The organism is Aquirufa salirivi, assembly GCF_045310485.1.
In the GTDB taxonomy this organism is placed as follows: Bacteria; Bacteroidota; Bacteroidia; order Cytophagales; family Spirosomataceae; genus Aquirufa; species Aquirufa salirivi.
On sequence record NZ_JBEWZH010000001.1, the window covers coordinates 42,704 to 58,242 of the forward strand.

Sequence of the window (15,539 nt, forward strand, 5' to 3'; positions counted from 1 at the left end):
CGTTGGAAAATTTGCCCTTTTATTCGTTCTAGTAAATCGTATATTTGCCATGACGATACACCTACTATGAAAAAAATATTCAATGGCATTTCATTTTCCGTTTGGATCATCATTGCTGTTATCATGACCTTAATTTACCCCAGCCCTTTTCTTGGTGCTGGTGGAATCCAATTCAAAATTTTCATCATTCCCCTTTTGCAACTCATCATGTTTGGGATGGGTTCCACCATGGGTATTCACGATTTTCAAGAAATATTAAAATCTCCTAAAGCTGTATTTTTGGGTGTCTTTTTTCAATTTAGCATCATGCCGCTGGTAGGTTGGGGATTAACCAAAGTATTCGACTTCCCTACGGAAATTGCCGCTGGCATCATTTTAGTAGGCTGTATGCCTTGTGGATTAGCTTCCAACGTAATGTCATATTTAGCCAAAGCGAATGTTGCTCTTTCTTTAACTCTGACCTCCATAGCAACTTTTCTTGCTCCTATCCTCACTCCTTTCCTCATGAAAACCCTAGCGGGTCAATTAATCGAAATACATTTCTGGGATATGGTATGGGAAATATCAAAGCTCATCTTAATACCCATTATATTGGGTGTCATATATAATCAACTAATTGGTCAAAAATGGCCTTGGTTTCAAAAACAATTACCGCTTATTTCTATGCTCAGTATTGCTTTTATCATCATTATTATCACAGCAAATGGCCGAAATTCCTTACTTTCCGTTGGTCCACTCTTGGTATTAGCATGTTTCCTTCATAATACCATTGGTTTCATTTTAGGCTATTGGGGTGGTCGCGTGACCGGTTTACCCGAAAAAGACTGTCGGACTATCGCTATAGAAGTGGGCCTACAAAATGCTGGACTCGCTTCTGGTCTAGCTATGGCCATGGGAAAAGTAGGCACGCTCGGTTTACCTGCTGCCATTTTTGGTCCCTTAATGAATATCAATGGATCTACTTTGGCCAACTATTGGAAAAATAAATCAGTATGAAATACTATTTCATTTTACTACTCAACTTGATATTTCTCCCGCTTTGGAGTCAATCTAGTCCTGACCCCAATTTCCATATTTATATTCTGATGGGTCAATCCAACATGGCTGGCCGTGGCGAAATGGTAGAGCCCTATTCATCTCAATATCATGAACGAGTTTGGATGTTTCATGCTCAAAATCAATTTGTTCAGGCGAAACATCCCATGCATTTTGACAAACCTAGTCTAGTGGGTGTTGGTCCTGGACTTAGTTTTGGTATGGAAATGGCCAAACAATCTCCTTCGGTAAAAATTGGATTAGTTCCTTGTGCTGTGGGAGGTTCCTCCATCAATTCTTGGGTTATCAATGGCTACGATGAAGCTACGAAAACTCATCCTTTGGATGATGCTATTCAAAGAATTTTGGCAGCTCAAAAACTCGGAGTCATCAAAGGAATACTGTGGCACCAGGGAGAAAGTGATTCTGAAGCCAATAAACGAGTAGGCTATATTGACAAATTAAATGCCTTAATAGCTCAAATTCGAAGCATCACCAAGCAAGCGAATTTGCCTTTTGTGGTGGGAGAATTAGGCTATTTCAATCAAAACTACCAGGATTTCAACCAATTACTAAGCTCTTTTCGAGCTCCAAGTCTGCACATTGCGGTTGTATCTGCTAAAGATTTAACGGCAAAAAGTGACCACATCCATTTTGACAGTCGATCCGCGACTGAATTAGGCAAAAGATATGCTTTCGCCCTGCAACAATTACCCTAAAAAATTTCACTCAATACATTTTTCATGCAAACACTTATTCAAGACCAAGATATCCCTTGGAGCGATATCGAATCCGGGATCCAAAGAAAAATTATGGCTCATAATGATCACATGATGTTGGTCAAAGTCAACTTTAAAAAAGATGCCATTGGTAGTCTACACCAGCATCCGCATACCCAAGCTTCCTACGTTTCCAAAGGAAAATTTGAGGTCAACATTGCTGGCCTAAAAAAAATACTTCAAGCTGGAGATGTCTACTTTGTACCAAGTCAAGAAATCCACGGTGTAGTCTGCTTGGAAGATGGGGAGCTTATTGATGTTTTTAATCCTTCTAGAGAAGACTTTTTATAAAATCTGTCAAATTACTTACCTTTAACATTCTATTTTTTAGCATTAAACTAAATGAAACAAAAAACATTTTTCTCCAGGCTCTTGGGGTTGGGTTGCCTATTTATCCAAGTCGGTTTATTCGCCCAAAAAGAGCCCGTATCTTTTCAAGACTTAAGTTTTTGGAAAGCAAATGGTAAAAATAATTGGCAAATCGCTGGCCAAGTATCTGCTGATTTGAATAAAAAAGAATTCATGGCCACTCAGCCTGGACAAGGAGTTTTGGTCAATCTACCAGAACCTCAAAACAGGGCTAATTTAATTTCTGTCAAAGAATATGGCGACATGGATGTGGAATTTGACTTCATGATGGCCAGTCACTCCAACTCAGGCTTTTATTTGCAAGGTCGCTATGAGGTTCAATTGATGGACAGCTGGGGCGTTCAAAACCCAAGCACAGGTGATTGTGGCGGTATCTACAAAAGAAGGAAATTCATCCCCCAAGAATATTTATATGAAGGCCATGCCCCTAGGGTCAATGCCTGTCTGGCTCCTGGCTTATGGCAACATATGGAAATCTCTTTCCAGGCACCTAAATTTGATGCTCAAGGAAATAAAATCAGCTCTGCCAAGGTGCTTTTCATCAAATTAAATGGTTTTATTTTACATGAAAATGTGGAGTTAAGTGGCCCAACAGGCGGTCCGATTTCTGAAAAAGAAGTAGCCCGAGGTCCTATCATGATCCAAGGAGATCATGGTGCTGTAGCCTTTAAAAACCTGAAAATCAAAGACTTTGACGGTCAAGCAGCTAGCTTAAGTCCCTTTAACTACCAAGTTTATTACGGTAAATTCAAATCTCCTAAAGATTTTATCTACAAAAAGCCCAATGCTAGCGGCTCTCAAGCTCAATTAGCCTGGAATGCCAGCAAAAACAATGATGAATTTGCAGCTATTTACACGGCCAACTTAAACACACCAAAGGCTGGAAAGCATAACTTAGAGCTAATCAGTGCAGGAAATTATACCTTGCAAGTGAACGGTCAAATGATAGCATCCGATACACTGTATTCCAACAGAAGAAAGAAAAATGTAGAAGTGGATTTACCTGCTGGAAATTCAGCTATAAAAATCACCTATTATAAAGCTGATGCTGACATGAGTCCTATGTTAGGTTTTGGTATTGAAGGTCCCAATTTCAGAATGGTCAATTTCCAACACCCATCTTCCACACTTATTTTAGGCAATGGCCCATCTGACATTATCCTATTGGATGCAGCGAAACCTACTCTTCTACGTTCTTTTGTAGACATCCAAAAAAATGATACACGCAAACGCTTAGTTCACTCGGTGAATGTCGGCAATCCAGCTCATTTACATTATACCTATGATTTGGACAATGGGGCAATCGCTCAAATCTGGAAGGGCGACTTTTTGGATACCACACCCATGTGGGACAATCGGGGTGATGGATCATCCAGACCTAGAGGACCTGTTTTGAGTCTGGGTTCTAGTCCATTAATAGTAAAAAATACTGATTTGGAAAAAGCCATTGATAGCATGCCAGAATCGGCTGGTTTCAAAATTGGAGGATATGAAGTGAATGAACAAGAATTGCCTACGTTTGAATATGAAATTTGGGGATCTCAAGTTCGAGATGAAATTCGTGTCATGGAAAACAAATACCTCCAGCGAACTTTAAGCATCAAAAAACCAAGTTCCGATGCTTCCCTGAAAGTCGTTTCTGCTAAGTCGATCCAAGCCATGGGTAATGATTTATATGCCATTGATGGCCAAAGTTATTACATACAAGCCCCACAGGCGAGTATTCGTAGCACGGCCACAGGACAGATTTTGGTCCTACCTCTTGCTGAAAAAATCACTTACTCCATTCTTTGGTAAAAATCCAGAATATACGTTATGAACATACAACGATTCACCCATAGCTTAAAAGCCTGCTTCATCATTGGCTTACTATGCTGTCAAACGGTTTTAGCTCAAAAAGCTCCTACCGAAAATGATTATTATAAAATAGTTCGCATGGCAATTCCTGAAGGAATTACCTTAGAAGTTGGCGGTTTAGTTAGCCTTCCGAACGGAGATGTTGCCGTTTCTACTCGTCGCGGCGATGTATACATCATTGAAAACTATTTATCTTCCAAACCCACTTACCGCAAATTTGCCAGTGGATTGCATGAAATATTGGGTTTAGCCTATAAAGATGGTTATCTGTATTGTGCCCAACGAGGTGAATTAACCAAATTGGTGGATCAAAATGGAGATGGTAAAGTAGATAAATACCAAACTGTGTACTCTTGGCCCATCTCGGGTCATTACCATGAATATTCATTTGGACCAAAAATCGGACCCGATGGTTCATTTTATGTTACAGGAAACGTAGGATTTGGTAATAGCGATTGGTGGGCAGGGAAATCCTTAGTTCCTTGGAGAGGTTGGACCATGAAAATTTCAGCAGATGGAAAAATGGAACCTTTTGCTGCGGGTATGCGCTCCCCGTGTGGTATTGGTATGGTTGATGGCGAATTTTTCTATGGTGATAACCAAGGAGATTGGCAGGGTTCAGGCTTCATTTCTCATGTGGAAAAAGGAGATTTCTTAGGCCACCCAGCTTCTCTAAAATGGGCAGACCGTCCTGAATCTCCTGTAAAAATGAGAAAAGAAATGGTCTTTGCTCAAGTAGATCCGAAAGACAATCCTTTCGTGAAGCCAGAATATGTGAAGAATGAAGCCATGACTACCATTTACGAATTAGGTAAAAAGACCTATCCTAACATGGGCATTAAATCCCCTTCTGTGTGGTTACCTCATGGTATCATGGGAGTTTCTACCTCAGAAATTATCACAGATGAAACCAAAGGAGAGTTTGGCCCCTTTGCTGGTCAAGTGTTTGTAGGAGACCAAGGGATGTCCAAAATTGACCGAGTATTTTTAGAAAAGATCAATGGCAAATACCAAGGAGCAAGTTTTGAGTTTCGCTCTGGCTTCCGTTCTGGTGTTTTACGTATGGCTTGGGGCAAAGACCAACAAATGTTGGTCGGTGGAACGAATCGTGGATGGGGTTCTGTGGGCTCTGAGGATTTTGGACTTGAGCGCTTAGTCTATACGGGTAAAATACCTTTTGAGATGAAAGCTATCCGTGCAATGGTGGATGGTTTTGAAATTGAATTTACGCAACCAGCTAACAAAAAATTGGCAGAAGATGTAAACAAGTATGAAGTCTTTAATTATACCTATAAATACCACCCAGTTTATGGAAGCCCTATGGTCAATCGTCAAGACAATGCTGTACGGGGAGCTAAATTGAGCGAAGATGGATTACGCGTTCGACTGGTTATTGATGGAATGCGTGAAGGTTATGTCCATGCCATTAAACCAGATGGTGTGTTATCGGCTCAAGAAAACATCCCATTATTACATAGCAGTGGATACTATACCTTAAACCAAATTCCTGCTGGAGAAAAAGCAAACATTCCTTTGGTAACACCTAAGCGTAAGCCGTCCAAAGATGTGATTGATGCGGGTGAGAAAGCAAATACTCCCGATAACCAGACTAAGGAAGCAGGACCAAAGAAAACGGCTTCCAAGCAGGTGGTCACGGATAAAGAAGCGATGGCGCTTTTGACTAAAAATACTTGTTTGGCATGTCACAAAGTCAATGAAAGAGCGGTAGGACCCGCCTATACGGAAATTGCCAAAAGGAAATACAGCGTCGCTCAATTGATTTCTTTAATCAAGGAGCCTAAGCCTCAAAACTGGCCTGACTTTGCCACTCCGATGGCACCGATGAGCCATGTTCCTCAAAAAGATTTGGAGAAAATAGCCACGTGGATTCACGCATTAGGAAATAAATAACATGATAAAAAGAGGCATTTAGGTGCCTCTTTTTTTATGCGATGGCCCACAAGCCTATCAGGCCCATGAGGTAGGTTAAAAGAACACAAAAAGAATCTATCCCCATTTGAAAAACTTGCCGCCTAGAATGCAGCACCATACCTACCATGTAGATACAGGTTAGTATAATACCCATACCTGTTAAATACATATCAGAATTACTCAACGTAGGAATAACAGCCTCACCACTAATGATAGAAGCCACTAAAAACAAAACCGGCAGAAAGGCATTACCTCCAAAAATATCACTCACGGCCATATTATAATCCCTCATTTTAGCCGAGGCTATACCCGTGGATATTTCAGGCAAAGCAGTTGCCAAGGCCAAAATGGTTCCACCAAAAAGCACTCCACTGATATGCCAGCGTTTGGATAAAATTTCACCCGAATATTCCAAAGCCCATCCCGCCATCAAAGTTAAAACAGCCCCCACAGCCAAAACAAGCATGGCCGATTGAATGCCTCCTCGAAAAGGTGATTTTGGATGACGCAATTTGGATAAGCGAATTTGACGCTGCTCCAGAACTGTTTCTTCGGATTTGGCTAATCGGGATATGGAATAAACTGATCCTAGCCAAATAATCAGGATGAGCCATTCTATCGGGGTCGTTCTAAAAAACACTAATTGGGCTGGAAACTGTTTGGCCATCATGACTAAAGTTAAAATCATAATTAAGGCTACGCCTTCTAATATGAGGATCCGCGAATGTCCTTTTAAGGTCAACGGGGCTGAACGCCCCACCCCAAAAACATCGATTAATACCAAAACAACCGTTTGGATAGCCACACCGCCCAACAAATTACTGACAGCGATGTCATAATCATGATGGTATGCAGCCACTGAGGTAATGGCTATTTCTGGCAAATTGGTAACAATGGCTAAAAACACCATGCCCCCAAAAGCCTCTCCTAATTTAAAATGAGTGGTAATCGCATCTACTGCTCGGGTAATTTTAACCCCAGCAATCCATATAATCACCGTACAGCTTAAAAATATTAGTAATAAGCTAATGGAAGATAAAACATGAAAGTCCATGAAATCCTAGATAAATTTTAGCTAAAGTATTCATTGTTTTGTTAAAAATCATTTAGTTTTGAAGAATACACAAACCTATCTAGGTGATACCTGAAATTATCACTTGAAAATTGGAACTATGAAATGTAACCTTCGCCTCGGGCTGATTGTACTACTACAATTATGTCTATTATCCTTCAGCTCATGGGGTATTACTCCCCAGTTAAAAGAAAAATCAAAAGCTAAAAAACCTTTGATTGTATTTGTAGCTGGTGACCATGAATACAGTGGCGAAAGTACGCTTCCCCTCTTAGCTGAGATACTGGAAAAAAATTACGGATTCCGCACAAAAGTTTTGAAATCATTTCCTGATCAAAATGCTGAGAAAAATATTCCCGGACTGGAGGTCTTAGCCGAAGCTGATTTAGCTGTGTTTTTCCTTCGCTGGAGATTATTACCTGCTGACCAAGTTGCCATGATCGATGCCTATGTCAAATCTGGCAAACCAGTCATGGGCTTCCGCACTACCACACACTCGTTCAATTATCCCAAAGGTGACCCCTTAGAATCGTACAATGCCTGGGCTGAATCCACTTTTGGAGCGCCTCCGGGTTGGGGAGGAAAATCCAAGCATACCCACTATGGCCACAATGCCAGTACGGATGCCTCTGTGATTCCTTCTGCTAGAAAACATCCTATTTTAACAGGTGTGGCACCGAGCTTCCATGTTCGTTCTTGGTTATACCGTGTTTTGCCAGATTATCCAAGCAAAGGAGCGGAGTGGCTAATGATGGGTAAAGCTGTCAACCCAGATAAAACGGCTGAAGATCAGCCGATAGCTTGGACCTGGGTAAATCCTTACAAAGGCCGGGTTTTCTTTACTACCATGGGACACCCTGAAGATTTTTCAGTGGAGCCTTTCCAACGTTTGATTGTAAATGCCATCCATTGGGAATTAGGTAAAAAAGTTCCTAAAAACTGGGCGGGTAAATTAGACATTAACGTTCCTTACCGAGGAATGAAATAAGTACGTATTGACATAAATCACTCATAAAATATGAAATATCCCGTTGCGATGAACATGTTGGTTTACGGACCCGACATGAATGAATCACTAATTCCTCATTTATCCTACATCAAAGAAGTCGGTTATACGGGTGTTGAAATTCCAATATTCGAAACTGACTTGGCCTATTGGAAACCATGGAAAGAGGAAATAAACCGACTAGGTTTAGAGGTATTTACGGTGACTTTTTTAGGTGCTGATCGTAATACCATTTCACCGGATCCAGCTGTCCGTAAAAATGGAGTCGAGTTTCTAAAAAAAGCGGTAGATGTCACAGCTTATTTAGGGGCAACTTGGTTATCTGGGCCTTACCATTCTGCTTTAGGTGTTTTTTCAGGAGCGGCACCAACCCAACAGGAATTAGACTGGTCCAAAGAGAGTATGTTGGATCTAGCTGAGCACGCTCAAAAAATGAATGTGATGCTAGGCTTGGAATATTTAAACCGATTTGAAAACTATGTGGTAAGCTCAGCAGATCAGCTGTACAGCTTAGTAAAAGCCATCAATCATCCGAATGTCAAAATCATGTTTGACACTTTCCATGCTCATATTGAAGAATTCAATACTGGGGAAGCCATGATCCGCATTGCAGATGAAGTAGGTCATTTTCAATTATCAGAAAATACCCGCGCTACCTTAGGGGAAGGTCAAGTACTTTGGGCAAATGTATTTGAGAGTTTAGATAAAATGAATTACAAAGGATGGTTAGTAGTGGAGGCCTTTACTCCTTTGCTTCCGGCGGCATGTATCTGGCGCAAAAATTACAGCACAGAGGAAGAATTGATTTTGAAGAGTTACCATCACATTCAAAAATTCATCGGATAATGAACAGCTACTCGAAATCAATCCAACAGGGAGGCATCATGACAGCATTACTTTATGCCGTATTTCTCTATTTAAACAAAGATGTCCTCAGCCAAGAACTATTGATTTCCAGTGGCTATTTTCTTGTTTTATATGCCTTCATCTTCACCATGGGAAGGCCCGCAATAGTAGAAAAGCTGCAAGATTTTTATCATCTAAAAAAAGAGAGGGCCCTTTGGGTTCCTCTCTTTTTATTTTCGTTGCTCATTAGCCATTACTTATTTCATGGCATCAATCCATTCATTGGTAGCTCAGGGCTATACTTCTTCTTGTACCTATTTCCAACTTTAGCCTTTCTTGCCTTTCCTCGACAAGAAGCTTCTTGGTCAGATTTGATTATCCTTCTATTGGTATTAATCCCTTCCACCATCATCCATTTTCCCGGAAATAGTGATATCCCTTACGATACGGATGGTTTCAGTTCTGTCCAAAAAATCATACTGATACTAGGAGCTGCCTATGCCTTTACCGTGGTTAGAAAATTACCCGATGTAGGCTTTTATCCTACTTGGAAATGGTCATTCATGAGCGTAGCTCTAGGTTCATGGTTGTCTTTCTTGGGATTTGTCTATCTCATGGGAATTGTTTGGGATTTCAATATAACACAACCCTTCCAAGCTTTCGCTTGGGTATTGATTCCTACTGCTATTCGAGAATTAATAAGGGTTTACATAGGAACGGCCTTATTTGAGGAATTATTTTTCAGGGGATTAATTCAAAATATATTGGCTAAAAAAATAGCCTTTATGGCCAACTGGAAAACCTTTTGGACCTGGGGAGCCCTGATTTTCACCACGCTGAGTTTCTTTACAGGTTATGCCATGTACAAAGACTTATTCTGGTTTCCAGGATTAATCTCGATGGCTCTTTTTGCTGGAGCTTATTTCTTAGAAAAGAACCATGTAACTAAAACGGGCACCTATACTTCCTTGGCCATCACGAGCATGTTCTTTGGCCTTGTTCACTTTCATGCGGGCTCCGTCCTATTTGTGGGTCTTGCCAGCGTAGCAGGATGGGCTTATGGATATACATATATCAAAACTAAAAATGTCTTTTATGCAGCCTTGGTACATTGCTTAGTCAACTGTTCCGAATTTCTATTTTCATTACATACCATCAAATAAACCAAAAAAAATCAGGGCAAACATCTTTCGACATCTGCCCTGACCGGTTTCATAGGTTAGAGGTTTATTATAAAATCTTTTCGGTATCTGTGACAAATACTCGAGTACTAATGGTATACTTTCCGCCAGAGGCATCTTTATATTGTAAATCCAAATAAAAGGCCTGATATCCTTTTTTAGGATATTCTTTGATCAATTTCAATTGAGGCAAATTCTCTAATTTCACGCGAGAACTAAGCCATAAATTATTTCTAAAATCTTTGTCCATAGATGTGGTTTCCCACAAAGTCGCTTCCACTAAATCTTGCGTGGCTACCTGTACCTTTAGCTCAGCACCCGCTTTAGTCGTTGTTGCATTCCAAGTACAAACTGGATATTCCCTCCCTTGAATGGTATTGGCAAAAAATCCGCTTAAAGCTTCAAAAGCTTGCTTCCCTCCTGCTAAATCATGACCCGCATTGGGCACATAATGTATCATGTTTTTACCGGGAATCTGATCGTAATAATGTTTGATGGCATCCACTGTCCAATACTCGTCATTCGTTCCAATGAATAAGGTCTTAGGCACTTTCAATTTGGCACGATATGAAAAAGGATCTACTAAGGCGGTTAATGTTTTTCCGTCTGGGGTATCTTTCCCTTGTGGGATTCCCAAACTCACATAATCTTGAATTTGTATGCTGTATTCTCCGTAAGTTTTGAACTGGTAATCTAAAGTAGCGGGCATGTTCAACATATCAATCACCATAGGACCGATAGCTTTCACTCTAGGATCATCAATAGCGGCACTTAGCCAAGTGGTCCACCCTCTTTTTGAGAAGCCTGAAATCACAAATCCCCCCACTTTTGCTTTAATGCGCTTTTGACTAAACTCCTGCACAGCATCCATCCCTCTAACCGCTGATTTCACCATCGGAAATAGCAAAGGCCAGGTATAATCTTTGGTTTCTTTGAATTGATGTAAGGTATATGAAATTAACTCATCTTCCGTTTTATCCCCATACAAGGGTTGATTAGGAACTTGACGAATCAAAGAAACAATCGCTTTATTTTTATCTGAAATATTGGCTAAAATTGGCCAAAGTCGTTCATCAGCTACTAAATTAGGTTGCTCGTTCTTATTTGAGCCACCTGAAATAAACAACATGGCATCTTGGTATTTGATTTCCTTAGGAACGAAAATAGTCAATTGGTGACGCCATGTATACTCTCTCCATTTTTGAGAAGTCAAAATCAATTGATAGGCTTTAGTAGATCCAATGGTAGAAGAATCTCTTACCTCCCAATGATAGGTAGCATCACCATTATGGATATAGGAAGTCAATGCTGTCTCCGGCGTAACTTTCGTTTTTTGGGCAAAAACACTGCTACTAATAAGTGCAATGAGCAGGATGTTTTTAAGCAAAAAGGAGCACATTAATTTCATGGCGTTTATATTGGTTAAACACACCACAAAATAATAGCATAAAACAACTGAATAAGTTAATTAAACTTTCCAAAAAGTAAACTATTCTAGCAAAAACAGACAATACTAGGCATCTTTTCTGCCAATATTGACCAAATATCCAAAAATAGCCGCCGTAAAGAACATCAAAAGACTGTAAATAACAGGAGGTATACTCATGGTACTATTTCCGATCACCGTCAAGGCAATGAAGATGGCCAATGTCCCATTATGTATGCCAATTTCCATCCCGATAGCAATGGCTTGTTTTTTGCCTAGTTGAAAAAATAAGGGTACAAAATAACCAATAGCCATACTAGCGACATTCAATGTCAAGGTAGCTAATCCTACCGTTTTGAAATCATCTACGATATGATTCCTTTCTTTGATAATGGTTAAAACAATGACCAAGGTTAAAAAGATGGCAGAGGCTATTTTGACAGGTTTATCCAGAGTCGCCGCTAATTTGGAAAATTTTGATCGAACCACCATTCCGATAGAAACGGGTAATAAAACAATCATGACCACCTCCATTACTTTGGAAAATTGTAAAGGAACATATTGATCCGACTGCATGAATTGTTTCATGGCAAAATTCACAATGATGGTAATGGAAAATACGGATATTAAACTATTCAAAGCTGTTAATGTAACATTGAGTGCCACATCTCCTTTAGATATATGTGAATATAAATTGGCCGTTGGCCCACCAGGTGAAGCAGATAATAACATCAATCCTACAGCCAATTCGGGAGAAAGTCCAAATCCCATAGCTATAAAATAACAGATAACAGGAAGTAAAATCATTTGGCAAAACAGCCCCAGCACGACTGCCTTTGGGAAAGTAACCACCCGCTTAAAATCTTCTAATTGCAATGAAAGACCTAGTCCCATCATAATGATGGCCAGCGCCAATGGAAGTAATACGGCTGATAAAAAATTAGCTTGCATGTGTGATAGGTTTAGAATAATTGTACTAATATAATAAAATTTTGCATTGGGTTGATATCCTCTAAAAGAAAGACTCCGAGTACATTTCAAAAATTTTACACTCCCTTTATTTGGCTTAGATATAATTCAGTAATATTGCGCAATGAAAAACCTATTCTAACACATGAAAAAATACACATCAATCTTTTCCGTTTTTTTCTTATTATTCATTCAAATTACGGCTTTAGCCCAAATTGTGCGTGGACCCTACTTACAAAGTGTAAGCCCAAATCAGGGAATCATACGCTGGCGTACTGAACAGGCCACGGACAGTCGGGTTATCTACGGTGAAAATCCAAAGAAATTAACGAAAGTCATTGAACTTAAGCAGGCCGTGGTAGATCATGAAGTCGTCATCACAGGATTAAAACCCAACAAAAAATATTATTATACCATTGGAAATAGTAAAACCATGGAAGCAGCTTCAGAAAAAAGATTTATTCTGACTGCCCCTAAATTGGGATCGACTCAAGCCGTTCGCATTTGGGCATTAGGAGATTTTGGTTCTGGTTCAAAAAACCAATTAGAGGTTAAAAATGCAGTAGTGAATTATACCAAAAACCACCGAGCAGAGGCTTGGATTTGGTTAGGAGATAATGCTTACAGCAAGGGATTAGATGAGGAATACCAAAAGAAGGTTTTTCCTATTTATCAAGATGAGTTTTTCCAAAATTTAAACTTATACCCTGCTCCCGGAAACCATGATTATGCAGGTAAGCATGATCCTTCAGAGCCTCCCTATTTTAAGATTTTCAATATGCCAGTACAAGGCGAATTGGGTGGTGTACCTTCTGGGAATGAGTCCTACTATTCTGTCAATTATGGTCAGGTACACTTAGTATCCATTGATTCAGAACTGATGGAGCCTTCTGGTTTACAGGTAATGGATGGTAAAGGAGCTCAATATGAGTGGTTAGAAAAGGATTTGGCAGCCAATAAATTACCTTGGACTATCGTCTATTTCCATAAACCGCCCTATTCCAAGGGTTCACATGATTCGGATACGGAAAAAGATATGGTTAACATGAGACAACATGTAAACCCGCTATTTGAAAAATATAAGGTGGATATCGTGATGGCAGGCCATAGCCATGTGTACGAGCGTACGCATCCTTTGAGAGGACATTATGGAATCAATGCTACTTTTGATGCCTCAAAACATATCGTTGCAACAAGCACAGCACCAAACCAGTATGAGGTAGGAAAAGATGGCCAAGGTGTTATTTATATAGTCAATGGATCAGGTGGCCAGCTTGGTGGACAAAGAGAAGGATATCCTTTAAAATCAGCCATTTACTCCAATAATAAAATAGGAGGATCAATGATTTTGGATATCACTAAGACCAAATTAGAAGCTGTTTGGCTTGGATCTGATGGAGAAATTCATGATCAATTTACGATTACAAAAAAATATTAGGGCTAGGGATAAATCGCAGGAATGAAATGCACTGGATTTATCCCTATTTTCTTGTCATTTGCTCTAAAATACTCATAGAAAAGTATAAATTATTCCCCTGTTTTTTCTATTATTAGCGATATTAACATTTCCGTCAAAAGGAATTATAATCTCTAAACTAATGAAAAACAAAAATCAATTCGACTCAAGAAGGCATTTTCTTCTGAAGGCTGCCACAGCCGCTTTAGCAGCTCCCGTATTATTAGGACAACCTCTTAAAGCCGCCTCCGCAAGCGGTCGTTTGCAACATGCCTGCATTGGTGTAGGAGGAATGGGTTGGGGAGACTTCAATCAGTTTAAAAAACATGCTAATGTAGACATTGTCGCACTTTGCGATGTTGATGAGAAGAATCTAAAAAGGGCATCCGAGTTATTACCCCATGCGCGAACATATACCGATTGGCGCGAGATGTTCAAACAAGAAAGTGATAAAATAGATTCAGTCAATGTTTCTGTTCCAGACCATAATCATTTTGTCATCGCCATAGAGGCCATTCGAAGAAGAAAGCATGTATATTGCCAAAAACCCATGTGCCACGATGTGGCGGAAGTAAGGATTTTGACATTAGAAGCCACCAAGGCTAGGGTTATCACCCAATTAGGAACCCAAGTAGCATCCACGGCTGGGGATCGTACGGGTGTCGAAATATTAAAATCTGGGATTATAGGAAAAGTGAAACATGCCTATTTATGTTCCAATAGACCTGGAGCCGTGGCAAAATATCGACATGTGGGACCTCGACCTACAGAAGGAATAGAAAATCCTCCTAGCCACTTACATTGGGAAAACTGGATTGGTACAGCACCTATGCGGCCGTATGTTCCCAATATTTACCATCAAGCTATATGGAGAACTTGGCAAGACTTTGGTACAGGCTGGTCTGGAGATATAGGATGCCACATCTTTGACGCCGTTTGGAAAGGTTTAGGCATGAAAAATCCAATATCTGTGGTGGCGGAAGTACAACAATCATGGCAAGAATCTCCCGAAAGAAGAGCAGATACATGGCCACAAGGAAATCATATTACTTGGACATTCCCCGGGAATGAAAAAACTGCCTCCGACAAGTTAACTGTTGAATGGTTTGATGGTGAATTTTACCCACCGAAAGAAATTAGAGCACTTTTTTCTGAAACGGATTATCCAGCAGAGTCTGCGATGATCATTGGAACAGAAGGGGCCTTATTAATACCGCATCAAAAAATGCCCGTTTTATTGCCAGAAGCTAAATTCAAATCTTATCAACAGCCCGTAAAACCAGACAGAAACCATTACCATCATTTTGTAGATGCCTGTTTGGGAGGAGAAAAAACGGAATCTCACTTTGCCCAATCCGGTCCTATGACCGAGGCTGTATTATTGGGAACGGTTGCCATCCGGGTACCTGATCAGTTACTCGTTTGGGATGCGAAAAAAATGAAGTTCCCTAATTATCCCGAGGCCAATAAATACATTCAAAGAAAATATAGAAAAGGCTGGTAATGAGCCTTTTCTGATTAATATCTTCATCGCTTAGCTATCAGGGCTAAGCGATTTTTTTATACCTAATTCATGCAAAAAAAGGAGGGCAAATTTGCCCTCCTTTTCTC

Annotated in this window: 13 protein-coding genes; 10 read left to right on the plus strand and 3 right to left on the minus strand. The window is 40.1% G+C overall.

The genetic code is table 11. The features are described from left to right. Positions 1-66 precede the first annotated feature (66 nt). From U0R11_RS00145 to U0R11_RS00165, 5 genes are read left to right on the plus strand one after another with little or no spacing between them, the layout of a single operon-like run. Positions 67-996 (plus strand): bile acid:sodium symporter family protein, encoded by a 930-nt coding sequence (locus tag U0R11_RS00145; protein ID WP_406749240.1) that lies wholly within the window; start codon positions 67-69, stop codon positions 994-996. After that, a complete protein-coding gene (locus U0R11_RS00150) occupies positions 993-1,754 on the plus strand; it encodes a sialate O-acetylesterase (RefSeq protein ID WP_406749241.1) in 762 nt (253 codons plus the stop codon). The genes U0R11_RS00145 and U0R11_RS00150 overlap by 4 nt, the downstream gene beginning before the upstream one ends. A 24-nt stretch (positions 1,755-1,778) precedes the next feature. Then, positions 1,779-2,105, plus strand: coding sequence for a cupin domain-containing protein (locus tag U0R11_RS00155; protein ID WP_406749242.1), 327 nt, complete (start codon positions 1,779-1,781; stop codon positions 2,103-2,105). A gap of 51 nt (positions 2,106-2,156) precedes the next feature. Then, positions 2,157-3,980 (plus strand): family 16 glycoside hydrolase, encoded by a 1,824-nt coding sequence (locus U0R11_RS00160; protein ID WP_406749243.1) that lies wholly within the window; start codon positions 2,157-2,159, stop codon positions 3,978-3,980. An 18-nt stretch (positions 3,981-3,998) separates the two neighbouring features. Further along, positions 3,999-5,951 carry a c-type cytochrome gene (locus tag U0R11_RS00165; protein ID WP_406749244.1) on the plus strand — a complete coding sequence of 651 codons (1,953 nt, stop codon included), beginning with the start codon at positions 3,999-4,001 and terminating at the stop codon, positions 5,949-5,951. A 34-nt stretch (positions 5,952-5,985) separates the two neighbouring features. On the opposite strand, the gene U0R11_RS00170 is transcribed toward U0R11_RS00165, so the two are convergent. Then, positions 5,986-7,026, minus strand: a complete 1,041-nt coding sequence (locus tag U0R11_RS00170) for a sodium:calcium antiporter (RefSeq protein ID WP_406749245.1) — start codon at positions 7,024-7,026, stop codon at positions 5,986-5,988. Positions 7,027-7,144: 118 nt separating this feature from the next. Here U0R11_RS00170 and U0R11_RS00175 point away from each other — a divergent pair, with 118 nt between their 5' ends. From U0R11_RS00175 to U0R11_RS00185, 3 genes are read left to right on the plus strand one after another with little or no spacing between them, the layout of a single operon-like run. Beyond that, the gene (locus tag U0R11_RS00175) at positions 7,145-8,032 is read left to right on the plus strand and encodes a ThuA domain-containing protein (protein WP_406749246.1); all 888 of its coding nucleotides are present in this window, start codon (positions 7,145-7,147) and stop codon (positions 8,030-8,032) included. Positions 8,033-8,062: 30 nt separating this feature from the next. Beyond that, a complete protein-coding gene (locus U0R11_RS00180; protein WP_406749247.1) occupies positions 8,063-8,896 on the plus strand; it encodes a sugar phosphate isomerase/epimerase family protein in 834 nt (277 codons plus the stop codon). Continuing rightward, positions 8,896-10,059: a CPBP family glutamic-type intramembrane protease gene (locus U0R11_RS00185; RefSeq protein WP_406749248.1), complete on the plus strand. Its 1,164-nt coding sequence runs from the start codon at positions 8,896-8,898 to the stop codon at positions 10,057-10,059. Before U0R11_RS00180 ends, U0R11_RS00185 begins: the two co-directional genes overlap by 1 nt. 67 nt (positions 10,060-10,126) lie before the next feature. Here U0R11_RS00185 and U0R11_RS00190 read toward each other — a convergent pair whose 3' ends face one another. Continuing rightward, positions 10,127-11,485, minus strand: coding sequence for a PhoPQ-activated pathogenicity-related family protein (locus U0R11_RS00190; protein WP_406749249.1), 1,359 nt, complete (start codon positions 11,483-11,485; stop codon positions 10,127-10,129). Between the two features lie 105 nt (positions 11,486-11,590). Beyond that, positions 11,591-12,454, minus strand: a complete 864-nt coding sequence (locus U0R11_RS00195; protein ID WP_406749250.1) for a bile acid:sodium symporter family protein — start codon at positions 12,452-12,454, stop codon at positions 11,591-11,593. Between the two features lie 163 nt (positions 12,455-12,617). On the opposite strand from U0R11_RS00195, the gene U0R11_RS00200 reads away from it, so the two are divergent. Continuing rightward, complete coding sequence (locus U0R11_RS00200; protein WP_406749251.1) at positions 12,618-13,910, plus strand: purple acid phosphatase family protein; 1,293 nt, start codon at positions 12,618-12,620, stop codon at positions 13,908-13,910. A gap of 160 nt (positions 13,911-14,070) precedes the next feature. Beyond that, entirely contained in the window at positions 14,071-15,432 is a 1,362-nt protein-coding gene (locus U0R11_RS00205) for a Gfo/Idh/MocA family protein (protein WP_406749252.1), read from the plus strand. Positions 15,433-15,539: the final 107 nt, after the last annotated feature.

Excerpts from the sequence above, each read along its gene's own strand:
- U0R11_RS00150 (WP_406749241.1), top strand. The coding sequence starts at position 993 with ATGAAATACTATTTCATTTTACTACTCAACTTGATATTTCTCCCGCTT.
- U0R11_RS00165 (WP_406749244.1), top strand. The coding sequence starts at position 3,999 with ATGAACATACAACGATTCACCCATAGCTTAAAAGCCTGCTTCATCATT.
- U0R11_RS00185 (WP_406749248.1), top strand. The coding sequence starts at position 8,896 with ATGAACAGCTACTCGAAATCAATCCAACAGGGAGGCATCATGACAGCA.
- U0R11_RS00145 (WP_406749240.1), top strand. The coding sequence starts at position 67 with ATGAAAAAAATATTCAATGGCATTTCATTTTCCGTTTGGATCATCATT.
- U0R11_RS00200 (WP_406749251.1), top strand. The coding sequence starts at position 12,618 with ATGAAAAAATACACATCAATCTTTTCCGTTTTTTTCTTATTATTCATT.
- U0R11_RS00175 (WP_406749246.1), top strand. The coding sequence starts at position 7,145 with ATGAAATGTAACCTTCGCCTCGGGCTGATTGTACTACTACAATTATGT.
- U0R11_RS00195 (WP_406749250.1), bottom strand. The coding sequence starts at position 12,454 with ATGCAAGCTAATTTTTTATCAGCCGTATTACTTCCATTGGCGCTGGCC.
- U0R11_RS00180 (WP_406749247.1), top strand. The coding sequence starts at position 8,063 with ATGAAATATCCCGTTGCGATGAACATGTTGGTTTACGGACCCGACATG.
- U0R11_RS00170 (WP_406749245.1), bottom strand. The coding sequence starts at position 7,026 with ATGGACTTTCATGTTTTATCTTCCATTAGCTTATTACTAATATTTTTA.
- U0R11_RS00155 (WP_406749242.1), top strand. The coding sequence starts at position 1,779 with ATGCAAACACTTATTCAAGACCAAGATATCCCTTGGAGCGATATCGAA.
- U0R11_RS00205 (WP_406749252.1), top strand. The coding sequence starts at position 14,071 with ATGAAAAACAAAAATCAATTCGACTCAAGAAGGCATTTTCTTCTGAAG.
- U0R11_RS00160 (WP_406749243.1), top strand. The coding sequence starts at position 2,157 with ATGAAACAAAAAACATTTTTCTCCAGGCTCTTGGGGTTGGGTTGCCTA.
- U0R11_RS00190 (WP_406749249.1), bottom strand. The coding sequence starts at position 11,485 with ATGAAATTAATGTGCTCCTTTTTGCTTAAAAACATCCTGCTCATTGCA.